At 41.4% G+C, this 13,100-nt stretch carries 15 protein-coding genes; 14 read left to right on the top strand and 1 reads right to left on the bottom strand.

Going from position 1 to position 13,100, the window contains the following annotated elements; genetic code table 11:
• Positions 1 to 16: 16 nt before the first annotated feature.
• The 7 genes from J1C77_RS01225 (at position 17) to J1C77_RS01255 (ending at position 5,912) form a co-directional block, all read left to right on the top strand.
• A complete protein-coding gene (locus J1C77_RS01225) occupies positions 17 to 532 on the top strand; it encodes a histidine phosphatase family protein (protein ID WP_002922539.1) in 516 nt (171 codons plus the stop codon).
• Positions 533 to 538: 6 nt separating this feature from the next.
• A complete protein-coding gene (radA, locus tag J1C77_RS01230; protein ID WP_087941942.1) occupies positions 539 to 1,906 on the top strand; it encodes a DNA repair protein RadA in 1,368 nt (455 codons plus the stop codon).
• 116 nt (positions 1,907 to 2,022) lie between these two features.
• Positions 2,023 to 2,739, top strand: a complete 717-nt coding sequence (locus J1C77_RS01235) for a TIGR00266 family protein (protein ID WP_002902140.1) — start codon at positions 2,023 to 2,025, stop codon at positions 2,737 to 2,739.
• A gap of 113 nt (positions 2,740 to 2,852) precedes the next feature.
• Positions 2,853 to 3,548 (top strand): TIGR00266 family protein, encoded by a 696-nt coding sequence (locus J1C77_RS01240; RefSeq protein WP_002902143.1) that lies wholly within the window; start codon positions 2,853 to 2,855, stop codon positions 3,546 to 3,548.
• Between the two features lie 147 nt (positions 3,549 to 3,695).
• Complete coding sequence (locus tag J1C77_RS01245; RefSeq protein ID WP_002922537.1) at positions 3,696 to 4,193, top strand: beta-class carbonic anhydrase; 498 nt, start codon at positions 3,696 to 3,698, stop codon at positions 4,191 to 4,193.
• Positions 4,194 to 4,290: 97 nt separating this feature from the next.
• A complete protein-coding gene (locus tag J1C77_RS01250) occupies positions 4,291 to 5,157 on the top strand; it encodes an ABC transporter permease (protein ID WP_002902146.1) in 867 nt (288 codons plus the stop codon).
• Positions 5,154 to 5,912 carry an ABC transporter ATP-binding protein gene (locus tag J1C77_RS01255; protein WP_002922536.1) on the top strand — a complete coding sequence of 253 codons (759 nt, stop codon included), beginning with the start codon at positions 5,154 to 5,156 and terminating at the stop codon, positions 5,910 to 5,912. Before J1C77_RS01250 ends, J1C77_RS01255 begins: the two co-directional genes overlap by 4 nt.
• Before the next feature lie 150 nt (positions 5,913 to 6,062).
• On the opposite strand, the gene J1C77_RS01260 is transcribed toward J1C77_RS01255, so the two are convergent.
• A complete protein-coding gene (locus J1C77_RS01260) occupies positions 6,063 to 7,544 on the bottom strand; it encodes a M protein trans-acting positive regulator PRD domain-containing protein (protein ID WP_002922535.1) in 1,482 nt (493 codons plus the stop codon).
• Between the two features lie 293 nt (positions 7,545 to 7,837).
• On the opposite strand from J1C77_RS01260, the gene J1C77_RS01265 reads away from it, so the two are divergent.
• The 7 genes from J1C77_RS01265 to J1C77_RS01295 all read left to right on the top strand — a co-directional run bounded on the left by J1C77_RS01265 (position 7,838) and on the right by J1C77_RS01295 (position 13,085).
• Positions 7,838 to 8,077: a GlsB/YeaQ/YmgE family stress response membrane protein gene (locus J1C77_RS01265; protein WP_002920347.1), complete on the top strand. Its 240-nt coding sequence runs from the start codon at positions 7,838 to 7,840 to the stop codon at positions 8,075 to 8,077.
• A gap of 55 nt (positions 8,078 to 8,132) precedes the next feature.
• On the top strand, positions 8,133 to 8,714 hold the full coding sequence (gene amaP / locus J1C77_RS01270; protein ID WP_002922534.1) for an alkaline shock response membrane anchor protein AmaP: 582 nt from the start codon (positions 8,133 to 8,135) through the stop codon (positions 8,712 to 8,714).
• Positions 8,715 to 8,725: 11 nt separating this feature from the next.
• The gene (locus tag J1C77_RS01275; protein ID WP_002905455.1) at positions 8,726 to 8,896 is read left to right on the top strand and encodes a DUF2273 domain-containing protein; all 171 of its coding nucleotides are present in this window, start codon (positions 8,726 to 8,728) and stop codon (positions 8,894 to 8,896) included.
• A gap of 17 nt (positions 8,897 to 8,913) precedes the next feature.
• Positions 8,914 to 9,504 (top strand): Asp23/Gls24 family envelope stress response protein, encoded by a 591-nt coding sequence (locus J1C77_RS01280; RefSeq protein ID WP_002907890.1) that lies wholly within the window; start codon positions 8,914 to 8,916, stop codon positions 9,502 to 9,504.
• Between the two features lie 76 nt (positions 9,505 to 9,580).
• Positions 9,581 to 9,784: a CsbD family protein gene (locus J1C77_RS01285; protein ID WP_002893927.1), complete on the top strand. Its 204-nt coding sequence runs from the start codon at positions 9,581 to 9,583 to the stop codon at positions 9,782 to 9,784.
• 780 nt (positions 9,785 to 10,564) lie between these two features.
• Positions 10,565 to 12,232 (top strand): ribonuclease J, encoded by a 1,668-nt coding sequence (locus J1C77_RS01290; protein WP_002899143.1) that lies wholly within the window; start codon positions 10,565 to 10,567, stop codon positions 12,230 to 12,232.
• 73 nt (positions 12,233 to 12,305) lie between these two features.
• Positions 12,306 to 13,085, top strand: coding sequence for an alpha/beta hydrolase (locus tag J1C77_RS01295; protein WP_042763046.1), 780 nt, complete (start codon positions 12,306 to 12,308; stop codon positions 13,083 to 13,085).
• The last annotated feature ends 15 nt before the right edge of the window (positions 13,086 to 13,100 follow it).

Raw genomic sequence — 13,100 nt, forward strand, 5'->3', positions numbered from 1 at the left:
TTATGAGGATATTAGTATGAAAATCATTTTTATCCGTCACGGAGAGGCAGATTATTCACTATTGGAAGAGGCTGGTTATACTGGCTTTGGACTAGATTTGGCTCCCTTGTCGGCTGCTGGTCGTCGGATGGCGACAGAGGCCGCTGCTAATCCTTTGCTGGAACAAGCGGAAATTCTGATTTCCTCTTCTGTGACGCGGGCTTTGGAGACGGCCTCCTATTTGATTCGAGACCGCCAACTGCCGCTTTTTGTGGAGCCTTTTCTACATGAATGGCAGGTATATGAAAGTGGGACAGAAAAGTTCGAGCAGGCTCGGAAGTTATTTTTTGAAAATAATGGTTCCCTTCCTGCAGGAAGTCCTGTCCGTTATGAAACGGCTGAGCAGATGAAAGACCGCTTTGTGCGTACCCTAAGTAAATACAGAGAATACGAGACGGTAGCTCTTGTAGCCCACCGCATGCTCATCCGCCAGTTTGTAGCTGATCAGCAGATTGATTTTTGCCAGTTTGTTGAATGTGAATTAGAAATATAAAGGAGAATCACCATCGCTAAGAAAAAAACGACCTTTGTCTGTCAAAGTTGTGAATATCATTCGCCAAAGTATCTAGGCCGTTGTCCTAACTGCGGCTCTTGGTCTTCTTTCGTTGAGGAAGTAGAAGCTGCAGAAGTCAAGCATGCCCGTGTTTCCTTGACAGGCGAAAAGACCCGGCCCATGAAGCTGGCTGAGGTCACTTCGATTGATGTCAATCGGACCAAGACGGAAATGGACGAGTTCAACCGTGTGCTGGGTGGTGGCGTAGTGCCTGGTAGTCTGGTTCTGATTGGCGGGGATCCCGGTATCGGGAAATCCACCCTGCTTCTGCAGGTATCCACCCAGCTTTCCCACCAGGGCATCGTCCTATATGTCAGTGGGGAGGAATCAGCTGAGCAGATTAAGTTGCGGGCGGAGCGTCTCGGTGATATTGACAGTGAATTTTATCTCTACGCCGAGACCAATATGCAAAATATCCGCACGGAGATTGAGAAAATCAAGCCAGATTTTCTGATTATCGACTCTATACAGACGGTGATGTCGCCGGAAATTTCCAGTGTTCAAGGCTCTGTTTCTCAAGTTCGAGAGGTGACAGCTGAGCTCATGCAGCTGGCCAAGACCAATAATATTGCGACCTTTATCGTTGGTCACATGACCAAGGAAGGAACCTTAGCTGGTCCTCGAACTTTGGAGCACATGGTGGACACCGTGCTTTATTTTGAGGGTGAACGTCAGCATACTTTCCGTATCTTGAGAGCAGTCAAGAACCGCTTTGGCTCGACCAATGAGATTGGTATTTTTGAGATGCAATCTGGCGGGCTAGTTGAGGTTGTCAATCCCAGTGAAGTCTTTCTGGAAGAGCGTCTGGACGGCGCGACAGGCTCGTCTATTGTCGTGACCATGGAAGGAACGCGGCCGATTTTGGCTGAGGTGCAGGCTTTGGTGACACCGACCATGTTCGGCAATGCCAAACGAACCACGACTGGACTGGACTTTAACCGAGCCAGCCTCATCATGGCTGTTCTGGAAAAGAGGGCGGGACTCCTTCTGCAAAATCAAGATGCCTACCTCAAGTCAGCTGGCGGCGTCAAGCTAGATGAGCCAGCCATTGATTTGGCAGTAGCGGTAGCCATTGCTTCCAGCTACAAGGATTTACCTACCAATCCTCAAGAGTGCTTTATCGGTGAAATTGGCCTGACTGGCGAAATCCGACGGGTCAACCGCATCGAGCAGCGCATCAACGAAGCAGCAAAGCTGGGTTTCACCAAAGTCTACGCTCCTAAAAACGCTCTGAACGGCCTCAAAGTTCCAGACAATATCCAAGTCATTGGTGTGACGACGATTGGGGAAGTGTTAAAGAAAGTATTTTCTTGATTAAAGTAGTATTGCGAAAAGTTGTTGTGCGTGCTATAATATTGCTAGAAAAAATAGGATTTATCTGGAATTTCCTATAAGTTGTTTTTCCAGATTTTTTAGGAGGATAATCAACCATGGTAGATCATCGTATGAATGTTTCTATTACCAACAATGCTCAATTTCCCTTGGCGGAGATTGCCTTAGATGCATCAGAGTCTGTTCGTATTCAGACCGGGAGCATGATATACCACACTCCCAACGTTGTCTTGAATGCTAAAGTGAATGCAGAGTCTCAATCAATCTTTGGCAAGGCAATCCAAGCTGTGGGCCGTTCTATGGCTTCTGGCGAAGGAGTGTTTATCACTGAAGCAACTGCTCAATCAAATAACGGTCGTCTAGCCTTAGCGCCTAATGTACCTGGTCAGATTGTTGCTCTGGAACTAGGCGAAAAGCAATACCGCCTTAATGATGGAGCTTTTCTGGCTATGGATGGTTCTGCCTCTTATACTTTGGAGAGGCAGTCGGTGGGTCGAGCTCTCTTTGGTGGCCAAGGAGGCTTTTATGTGATGAGTACCCAAGGTCAGGGGACACTCTTGGTAAATTCCTTTGGCTCGATTCAAAAGGTCGAGCTGCATAATGATAGGATAACGATTGACAATGCCCACGTAGTAGCATGGAGTCGAGAGTTGGAATATGATATTCATTTAGAAAATGGTTTCTGGCAGTCCATGGGAACTGGTGAAGGAGTGGTTAATACCTTCTATGGAACTGGCGAAATTTACATCCAAAGTCTCAATATTGAAACCTTTGCAAATGTTCTTCGCCCACACCTGAATATTGACAATTCTTGAAAATTTCTAGGAGAGACTCAGGCTGTCTCTTCTTTTTTGATGCTTCAGTTTTCCTTTGTCCAAAATATATGAAAATGTTATAATCAAGTCATAATAAGAAGGAGGTATTTCTTATGCGATTTTCTATGGATAGTAATATGCAGTTTCCTTTGGTTGAGTTGTCGCTCAATCAAGGTGAAACCGTCTTTATCCAGCGTGGCAGCATGGTCTACCACACGCCGAATGTGACTCTGAATACTCAGCTAAATGCAAGCGGTTCTGGCTTGGGACGTTTTGTCAAGGCTGTAGGTCGGTCAATGGTTTCTGGTGAAAGTACCTTTATTACTCAGGCTGTTGCCCAGTCTGATAATGGCTACCTTGCTTTAGCGCCAGATGCTCCTGGTCAAGTCATTCCCCTTCAGCTAGGCGAAAAGCAATATCGGCTGAATGACGGTGCCTTTCTAGCTCTTGATGGTACAGCTTACTATACCATGGAGCGCCAGTCTGTTGGGAAAGCCCTCTTTGGCGGGCAAGGCGGTTTCTTCGTCATGACGACCCAAGGTCAGGGAACTCTTTTGGCTAATGCTTTTGGTTCTATTAAGAAACTTGAGCTTCATAACCAAGAAGTAACAATTGACAATGCCCATGTAGTGGCTTGGAGCCAGTCTTTGAATTATCATGTTCATTTAGAAAATGGCTTCTGGCAGTCTATCGGAACGGGAGAAGGAGTGGTCAACACCTTCCAAGGTACTGGTGAAGTCTATGTGCAAAGTCTCAATCTTCAAACCTTTGCAGGCTCACTCAGCAAGTTTATTCCAAGAAGCTCATAATAAAGAAAACTAGGACAGAAGATCAGGCTAGATGCTGGATTTGACTGTCCTATTTTTTTTAACAAAGTCGAGAACTGACAAATAGCAGAAAAGATGGTAAGATAATATAAAATTATTTGAATATCAAAGTATCAGCAAGGGGAAAGAATGTCATATTTTGAAAACTTTATGAAGGCCAATAAAGCTTATGTCGATCTGCATGGAACGGCACATCTGCCCATTAATCCCAAGACCAAGGTAGCTATCGTGACCTGCATGGACTCTAGGCTTCACGTGGCTCAGGCTCTGGGTCTAGCGCTTGGAGACGCTCATATTTTGCGCAATGCTGGCGGTCGGGTGACGGAGGACATGATTCGCTCGCTGGTCATCTCTCAGCAGCAGCTAGGAACGCGGGAAATCGTGGTTTTGCATCATACAGACTGCGGGGCACAGACTTTTAAGAATGAGGAGTTTACGGCCTATCTTCATAAAGAGCTAGGTGTCGATGTCAGTGATCAGGACTTTTTACCTTTTACAGATGTAGAGGAAAGCGTGCGTGAGGATATGGCCTTGCTGCGGCAGTCGCCGCTGATCCCAGCTGATGTAAAAATCTCAGGCGCGGTTTATGATGTAGATACTGGTCGAATGACAGTTGTTGAGGAATAGTTGGGAAGTCAATTTCTTTGTCTGCGCATTGGCATTGAAATTGGCTCCTTTTTTATGTTAAAATAGAGAAACGATTTTAATTAGTTAGGACAATGTTATGATTCTTTCCATTATTTCTCAGGGATTGGTTTGGGCCGTTTTAGGTCTAGGTATTTTTATGACCTTCCGGATTCTGGGCTTTCCTGATATGACGACAGAAGGCTCCTTCCCCTTGGGCGGGGCGGTGGCTGTTACCTTGATTACCAAAGGAGTCAATCCTTTTCTAGCAACTGCAGCGGCCGTTTTAGCGGGCTGTGCTGCGGGTGCCGTGACAGGTCTGCTCTATACCAAGGGGAAAATTCCGACCTTGCTTTCAGGGATTTTGGTCATGACCTCCTGCCACTCTATCATGCTGATGCTGATGGGCCGTGCCAATCTGGGGCTTTTAGGCAGCAGTAAAATTCAGGATATTCTGCCTTTTTCAGGGGAAGTCAATGACCTCTTGACTGGTTTGATTTTTGTCAGTCTAGTGATTGCAGCCCTGCTCTTTTTCTTGGATACTAAGCTAGGGCAGGCTTATATCGCGACCGGAGATAATCCGGATATGGCTCGCAGTTTTGGAATCAATACTGGCCGTATGGAGTTGATGGGACTGATTCTATCAAACGGCTTGATTGCTCTGGCTGGGGCGCTGATTGCCCAGCAGGAAGGCTATGCAGATGTTTCCCGCGGGATTGGAGTAATCGTAGTTGGTCTGGCCAGTCTTATCATTGGCGAGGTACTCTTCCGGAGTCTGACCTTGGCAGAGCGGCTGATTACCATTGTAGTTGGTGCGATTGCCTATCAGTTCTTGATCTGGGGTGTCATTGCTCTCGGCTTCAATACCAACTATCTCCGTCTTTACAGCGCGGTGATTCTGGCCGTCTGTCTCATGATTCCAACCCTGAAAAATAAATTCTTTAAAGGAGCCAAGTTAAGCAAATGACAGCGATTGTAGAATTAAGAAATGCAACCAAGCTTGTAAAGAGCGACTTTGATGAAGAAAAAATCATCCTAAATGATGTTTCTTTAGACATTCACGAGCATGATTTTATTACAATTTTAGGTGGAAACGGTGCAGGAAAGTCAACCCTGTTCAATGTCATTGCCGGAACTCTCCCTCTGACCAGCGGCAGCATTCATATCTTGGGGGAAAATGTCACTCATTTTTCACCAGAAAAGCGGGCCAAGTACCTGTCCCGTGTCTTTCAGGATCCTAAGATGGGAACGGCTCCGCGGATGACAGTGGCGGAAAATCTTCTCATTGCCAAATTCCGAGGCGAAAAGCGTGGCTTGGTACCCCGTGGGCTCAACAGTTACAGGGAAGAGTTTCAGGCGACGATTGAGAAAATTGGCAATGGCCTGGACAAGCATCTGGATACACCGATTGAATTTCTTTCTGGCGGGCAAAGACAGGCTTTGAGTCTGCTCATGGCAACGCTCAAGCGCCCAGAGCTTTTGCTTCTGGATGAGCATACTGCGGCGCTAGATCCTAAGACCAGTGTTGCCTTGATGGAGCTGACCAATGAGTTTGTCAATCGTGACCGCCTCACAGCCCTTATGATTACTCATCACATGGAAGATGCCCTCAAATATGGCAACCGATTAATCGTCATGAAAGACGGGCAGATTATTCAGGATTTAAACAAAAACGAGAAAGCCAAGATGACCATCGCGGATTATTATGGCTTGTTTGAATAGGCTTGCTCAGAGTTTTGTAAAAACAAGAGAAAGAATACGTACTAAATAATGTACTGCTCCCACAAAGTTAGACAATTAATGTTCAAAAGGCTCTCGTAGATTAATAAAAACCGCTAGATTGCGGTTTTTTTGTTATCAAAATAGTCTAAATCACTCATCTAAGCGAATAAACATCATTGCGTTAAGTAAGGAGATGAGTGCGACCGTATTAATATTATTGGAATAGATCAGTCTTTTGTTCTCAATGGGTGGAATAATAAAATTAGAAATGATGATATCGTAAGGTGATTCTTTTAAAGAATCGATTGATAATTCTAATTTATTCCAAACTTCAAGTTCAAAATTATTACTGCAATAATAAGAAAGTGTCTCTGCTACCGATCTTGCATGATACTGATCAAAATTACTCATGACTAAAACCTTTAATTTAGGCTGATTTTGTAAAAGATTCAGCACTAAATGTTTGCTATGAGTGATAAAAGTATAGGATAGGTGGTTGACTTTCATTGGTGTGCTATAGATATCCAAAGTCTCTAGGTAATGTTCAATCCCTTTTTTAATATCTGAAACAAATTGAGGGAAAATATTTTGAAAGTTCTTGATTGTATTGCCTTTTTGATCAAACAGAATAAACTCTGTAGATAGTTCCTGACGGTGCAGATGTGCTGTATTATGCAAATGCCAAATAAGATTGTCCTTATTGTCTATTTTTAGATTATATTTGCTTTCTATCTGATCAATTAAATCACTTAATAATTGATACGAATTTTTTACATAGCTGTCTGTCTTTGCGCAGCTCATAAATAGATTTTCATCAATGAAAAACATTTTTTGAAAATAGGAGACAAATAGTTGAGCTATCACTTCTTTATTCAAAGAGATATGGTATTCAGAATCAAAGCTTGCTACAATGTCTTCGATTCCTTCTGCCTGCATGAAAGATTCTAACAATTGATTGTTAAAAGAATCTTTCTCAACTTCCAAGAAATGACCAAACTTTATTCGATATAAATTTGTAACCAGGAGCAATTTTAACATTCGTTGAGTTGCGAAATTGACAGGAAATGCAGTTTCTTTATAGACCAGTGCCAACAGCTTACACAAAGGTTCTACTGAAAAATCTGTAAAGGGCCATTCAAGAAAATAATATTTTTCCGAAAAATATTGTGCAAAAAAATAACGGATATCAATCTCATCTCCAATAATCCGAGCAGGATTGAGACTAATTTTAAAATTATATTGTTTTTTTATAATTTTGTTAATATGACTGATTATACGATAGAGTGAGGAAGAACTTATATAAAACTCTTTACAAATACTCTCAGTTTCATATCCTTCGTTAAAGAAGATGAATTCTAAAATTGAAAAATGGGTTGAGTGCTTAAAAAAATGGTGATAGACCATCTCAATATCACTATCATCGGTATTAATGATACGTATGCCATTAGTAGACGAGTGAAAAATCAATTGAGGAAACGCAGACTTGACATGGGATAAATCATCTTTTACTGAACGTTCTGTACAATTCAATAGTTCAGCCAGTTCAGAAATATGAAACCAGCGTTTGTTTTTAAATAGTAGTTCTAGTAGTTCTAATTGCCTGTGGCTCTTTTTAGATAGTAATTCTCGCATTAAAATATTATCTTTCTTTATATAGTGTTTTTATTATCAGGCAATTATACCATATTTTATGCGTTTAACCTCATTTAACAACTCTAAAATATATCTAAAAATGCTGATAAAAGCCTATAGAAAAAGGAATTCTTATCTTTGCGTATCTATAGTACAGATAAACGGAAAGAAAACTAAGTTGAATTATTATGTTTCCAAGTTGGAAAATTATATAATTATGTTAATCAAAAAATAATAGTAAAAAATATTATTAAACAATTTTGATTTAGAAAAAATTAGAAAGGAGAATCAATATGCTTTGGTCTATTATTGTTGGAGGTGTTATTGGTCTTATTGCTGGATCAATCACTAAAAAAGGCGGCTCAATGGGTGTTATTGCAAACGTTGTTGCAGGTTTAGTTGGTTCTGCTGTCGGTCAGTCACTTTTAGGAACTTGGGGTCCTAGTTTGGCTGGTATGGCCTTGCTTCCTTCTATCATTGGTGCAGTTATTGTAGTAGCTGTTGTATCATTTTTTGTAGGTAAAAATGCATAAATTGTCTTTTTACTTTCAAAATACAATTTAAAATTTAATGATGTGAGGATTCAATATGTCAAAATCAAGAAAAATACTTTCCCTTATTTTCTGTATTTTAATCTTGACAATTTTGATTCCTGTTTTGCTAGACTTTCATAAAGTCAGCGGTCTGGGGCTCCAGTTATTTAGCTGGAAGTTATTCACTTGGAAGAAGATTCCTTTTGTGGGCTACTATCTTTCTAGGTATGTTTTCTGGGGCACTGTGGTTTTAGCAAGCTTAATCTTACTACTGATGTTAGTGATAGTTTTTTATCCTAAGAGACGTTTGGAAATTCAGCTAGCTGATACGGATGGGAAACTGATGCTGAAAAATTCAGCCATTGAAGGGTTTGTTCGTAGTCTGTTAACAGAACACGGTTTAATTAAAGATCCTACAGTTTCAGTAAATAGCCGTAAAAACAAATGCATGGTTTCCGTTAAAGGGGCAATTGTTCCTTCGGAAAACATTATCAAGAGAAGTCAGTTGATTCAAGAAGAAATTGCGTCTGGATTGACAGAATTCTTCGGAATCAATCATAATGTCAAGCTTAAAATCTCTGTCTCAGACTTCAAGCCAAAAGAAGCGGCTAAAAAAACTACTAGTCGTGTAAAGTAAGGAAGTAAAAAATGGAATGGTTTAAAAAATATCAATATCCAATCTTGTCTGGATTAGCAGGCATTATTCTAGCGTGTTTTATCCTATCCTTTGGCTTCTTTAAGACTCTATTTGTCTTGATTTGCGCTACTCTAGGGGCAGGAATCGGATATTATATTCAAAAAAATAATATATTTAAATAAAAATAAAGGAGTTTAACATGTCAAATAAAGATGTTAAAGATGTTGCTAAAAAAGAAGTTGCTCAAGCAGCTCATGAAGTAAAAGGTGAATTGACTTACGATGATAAGGTCATTCAAAAAATTATCGGTCTCTCTTTAGAGAAAGTTTCAGGTTTGCTGGCTGTTGACGGTGGCTTCTTCTCTAACATAAAAGATAAATTGGTCAACTCTGACAACGTGACTCATGGTGTCAATGTTGAAGTTGGTAAAGAACAAGTAGCTGTTGACTTGAATGTGGTTGCGGAATATCAAAAGAATGTTCCTGCTCTATACAAAGAAATCAAGAAAGTTGTTGTAGAAGAAGTTTCTAAGATGACTGATTTGGAAGTTGTTGAAGTAAATGTCAATGTTGTTGATATTAAAACGAAAGAACAACACGAAGCGGATTCAGTAAGCCTTCAAGACCGAGTGACAGATGTTGCTGAATCAACAGGCGAATTTGCTTCAGAGCAATTCGAAAAAGCAAAATCTGGCATTAGCGGTGGTTTCTCAGCTGTTCAAGAAAAAGTTGGCGATGGTGTAGAGGCTGTTAAAGACGCTGCATCAAATGAAAAAGCTCGCGTTCGTTAATTCTCTAACTAAGTTTAGGAATTCTTATATTCTTTCATTTCTTTAAAAATGGAAACTAATAACGGAGGTATCAATTATGTCTACAGAAGAAAAATTCAACCAAGCTAAAGGTTCTGTTAAAGAAGGACTAGGCAAATTAACTGGTGATAAAAAAACAGAAAAAGAAGGAGCTGCTGAAAAAGTAGTTTCTAAAGTTAAAGAAGTTGCAGAAGATGCCAAAGATGCCGTTGAAGGCGCAATCGAAGGCGTTAAAAATATGGTTAAAAAAGACGATAAATAAAACCAATAGTTGATTTTCCTTATAAAAAGTCTTTGTTAACTATAGTCACTGATAAAAATTATCTAGAGTTTAAAGGAGATCATTTTAAGGTCTCCTTTCTTTTTTTTCTTGATTTCTTTTTAGCTAAAAAGTTTTTTAATTTCTTGATTGTAAACGCTTGCAAAAATTAAAATAGAGTACTATAATAGAATTAAGGAAATAGAAAGGAAACCAAATTCATTCGCTTTTAAGTTTACTTTGTTGGTATAGTTGTTTGTAATACATAAGTAGTTGCTTTACTTGACATATTGGTTGAATTGTCAGACAGGCCTGCTTAGCTTGCCTGATTGTAACGATAGTATAGAAAGTAGAAGCTTTTAGATGGTTTTCAAACTTCGAGAATTCAATCAATAGTGCTTTATTATGTTATAGAGATTTCCAATGCTAAGATAAAAAGAAAATCATTAGCGGTTGAAGGAATTAAAAGTTTATAAAAAATAATAAAAACAATAAATCAAAAAAATGTTATTCAGTTACACCTTGGATGAACTGATTGCTCTCATACCAGCGAAGTAAACCAGACCTCTAGCCGAGTAAAGCTAGAGGTCGTTTTTTTGTAGCCAAGGGTGTGAAGAAGGCACACTTGACTTTGAAAAAACATGAAAAAATGCTATAATAGGTTGGATATGCGAACCTTTGGTTTGTAAGACTGTAATTCGACTTGGCTAGCCAAGGACCGTTAGTAATAAAATAAAGAATCTTTGATAAAAGTAAGGTTCTGAAAATTGAATAGGAGAAAAAATGAGTAAGAGCAATATTAAATTGATTGCTTTGGGCGGCGTACGTGAAAATGGTAAAAATCTCTACGTTGCTGAAGTGGATGATTCCATTTTTGTATTGGATGTTGGGCTGAAGTACCCAGAAAATGAACAGTTGGGTGTGGATTATGTCGTTCCCAACATGGACTATTTGTTTGAAAATAAGAAGCGGATTGCGGGTGTCTTTCTGACGCACGGGCACGCGGATGCGATTGGTGCTCTGCCTAATCTTTTGGCAGATGCTAAGGTGCCGGTTTTCGGATCAGAGTTGACGATTGAGCTAGCTAAGCTTTTTGTTAAAAATAACGATGCGGTTAAGAAGTTCAATGATTTCCATGTGATTGATGAAAATACTGAGATTGAATTTGGCAAAACAGTAGTTTCCTTCTTCCGGACGACTCACTCGATTCCTGAGAGTTTGGGAGTTGTCATCAAGACCAGAAAAGGCAGCATCGTTTATACAGGCGATTTCAAGTTTGACCAGTCTGCCAGCCCGTCCTATGCGACAGACTTTGGCCGTCTGGCTGAGATTGGCCGCGAGGGTGTTCTGGCCTTGCTCAGTGATTCAGCCAATGCAGATAGCACTGTTCAGGTGGCTAGTGAGAGCGAGGTTGGCAAGGAAATCGAAGATACGATTGCTGACTGGGATGGTCGTGTGATTGTTGCGGCGGTTGCCAGCAACTTGTCTCGTATCCAGCAGGTCTTTGATGCAGCGGCAGAGACTGGCCGCCGCGTGGTTTTGACAGGCTTTGATGTTGAAAATATCGTTCGTACGGCTATTCGCCTCAAAAAGCTGTCCTTGGTGGACGAACGCCTCTTGATCAAACCTAAGGAAATGTCTAAATTTGAAGATCATGAACTGATTATCTTGGAGACTGGCCGGATGGGTGAGCCTATCAATGGTCTGCGCAAGATGTCAATCGGCCGTCACCGCTATGTGGAAATCAAGGAAGGCGATTTGATTTACATCGTAACGACACCGTCTATTGCCAAGGAAGCGGTCGTAGCTCGTGTGGAAAATATGATTTATCAAGCGGGGGGCATTGTCAAGCTGATTACCCAAAACCTGCGGGTTTCAGGTCATGGAAATGCGCGTGATTTGCAGCTCATGATTAACCTGCTGCAGCCTAAGTACCTCTTCCCTATTCAGGGTGAGTACCGCGGATTGGATGCTCATGCCAAGGCTGCCATGGAAGTTGGCATGCTGCCGGAAAATATCTTCATTCCTAAGCGAGGCAGTATCATGGAATACGACCATGGTGATTTTGTGCCAGCTGGTGCTGTGTCAGCAGGAGATGTCATGATTGATGGAAATGCGATTGGCGATGTGGGTAATATCGTCCTGCGTGACCGCAAGGTCTTATCTGAAGATGGTATTTTCATCGTGGCACTCACAGTTAACCGTAAGGAAAAGAAAATTATTTCCAAGGCTAAAGTACATACCCGTGGATTTGTCTATGTCAAGAAGAGCAGAGATATTTTGCGCGAAAGCTCTGACATTATCAATAAAACCGTGGAAGACTATCTGGCGCAGGATAGCTTTGACTGGGGTGAGCTGAAGGGTGCTGTCCGTGACAGTCTGGCCAAATATCTCTTTGATCAAACCAAGCGTCGCCCAGCTATTTTGCCAGTTGTTATGGAAGTGCGGTAAAAATCTGAACACAAATACAAGAAAAGTCGGGTTTCGGCTTTTTCTTGTCAGAAAGATAGAAGGAGAAATGCGAATGGCAGTGATGAAAATAGAGTATTATTCTGAGGCTTTGGAGATGGAATGGGGCGTCAATCTCCTCTATCCGGACGCAGCTCGTGTAGACAAGCCGGATGATAAGGACATTCCTGTTTTGTATCTGCTTCATGGTATGAACGGGAATCACAATAGCTGGCTCAAGCGCTCAAATATTGAGCGTCTGGTTCGCTCGACTAATCTGATTGTTGTCATGCCTAATACCAGCAATGGCTGGTATACCGATACTCAGTATGGCTTTAACTATTACGAAGCCATCGCTGAGGAGCTGCCTCGGGTGCTCAAGCGCTTTTTCCCAAATATGTCAGATAAGCGAGAGAAGAATTTTATCGCTGGTCTTTCCATGGGCGGATATGGAGCCTTTAAGCTGGCTCTCAAGTCTAACCGCTTTTCATACGCGGCTAGTCTTTCAGGCGCTTTGAGTTTTCTTGATGCTCGTCCAGATAATGCTGAAATGGCAACGCCAGCCTATTGGCGAGGAGTTTTTGGAGACTATACAGACTGGACCAGCAGCCCTCATTCGCTGGAGAGCATAGCCAAGCAATCTGATAAAAAGACTAAGCTTTGGGCATGGTGCGGCGAAGAGGACTTTCTCTACAAGGCCAATCAGGAGGCGGTGAAAAACCTTCAAGACTTAGGCTTGGAGATTGCATACAGCCACAGTCCAGGTAAGCATGAGTGGTATTACTGGGAAAAGCAGATGGAGAATGTACTGGCCTGGCTTCCTATCGACTTCCAGCTGGAAGAGCGCCTGTCGTAAAAATAGACTGTAAAG

The sequence above is a fragment of the Streptococcus sanguinis genome, from assembly GCF_050223295.1.
In the GTDB taxonomy this organism is placed as follows: domain Bacteria; phylum Bacillota; class Bacilli; order Lactobacillales; family Streptococcaceae; genus Streptococcus; species Streptococcus sanguinis_X.

Coding starts and splice junctions, on each gene's coding strand:
- J1C77_RS01225 (WP_002922539.1), top strand. CDS start 17: ATGAAAATCATTTTTATCCGTCACGGAGAGGCAGATTATTCACTATTG.
- J1C77_RS01235 (WP_002902140.1), top strand. CDS start 2,023: ATGGTAGATCATCGTATGAATGTTTCTATTACCAACAATGCTCAATTT.
- J1C77_RS01240 (WP_002902143.1), top strand. CDS start 2,853: ATGCGATTTTCTATGGATAGTAATATGCAGTTTCCTTTGGTTGAGTTG.
- J1C77_RS01245 (WP_002922537.1), top strand. CDS start 3,696: ATGTCATATTTTGAAAACTTTATGAAGGCCAATAAAGCTTATGTCGAT.
- J1C77_RS01250 (WP_002902146.1), top strand. CDS start 4,291: ATGATTCTTTCCATTATTTCTCAGGGATTGGTTTGGGCCGTTTTAGGT.
- J1C77_RS01255 (WP_002922536.1), top strand. CDS start 5,154: ATGACAGCGATTGTAGAATTAAGAAATGCAACCAAGCTTGTAAAGAGC.
- J1C77_RS01260 (WP_002922535.1), bottom strand. CDS start 7,544: ATGCGAGAATTACTATCTAAAAAGAGCCACAGGCAATTAGAACTACTA.
- J1C77_RS01265 (WP_002920347.1), top strand. CDS start 7,838: ATGCTTTGGTCTATTATTGTTGGAGGTGTTATTGGTCTTATTGCTGGA.
- amaP (WP_002922534.1), top strand. CDS start 8,133: ATGTCAAAATCAAGAAAAATACTTTCCCTTATTTTCTGTATTTTAATC.
- J1C77_RS01275 (WP_002905455.1), top strand. CDS start 8,726: ATGGAATGGTTTAAAAAATATCAATATCCAATCTTGTCTGGATTAGCA.
- J1C77_RS01280 (WP_002907890.1), top strand. CDS start 8,914: ATGTCAAATAAAGATGTTAAAGATGTTGCTAAAAAAGAAGTTGCTCAA.
- J1C77_RS01285 (WP_002893927.1), top strand. CDS start 9,581: ATGTCTACAGAAGAAAAATTCAACCAAGCTAAAGGTTCTGTTAAAGAA.
- J1C77_RS01290 (WP_002899143.1), top strand. CDS start 10,565: ATGAGTAAGAGCAATATTAAATTGATTGCTTTGGGCGGCGTACGTGAA.
- J1C77_RS01295 (WP_042763046.1), top strand. CDS start 12,306: ATGGCAGTGATGAAAATAGAGTATTATTCTGAGGCTTTGGAGATGGAA.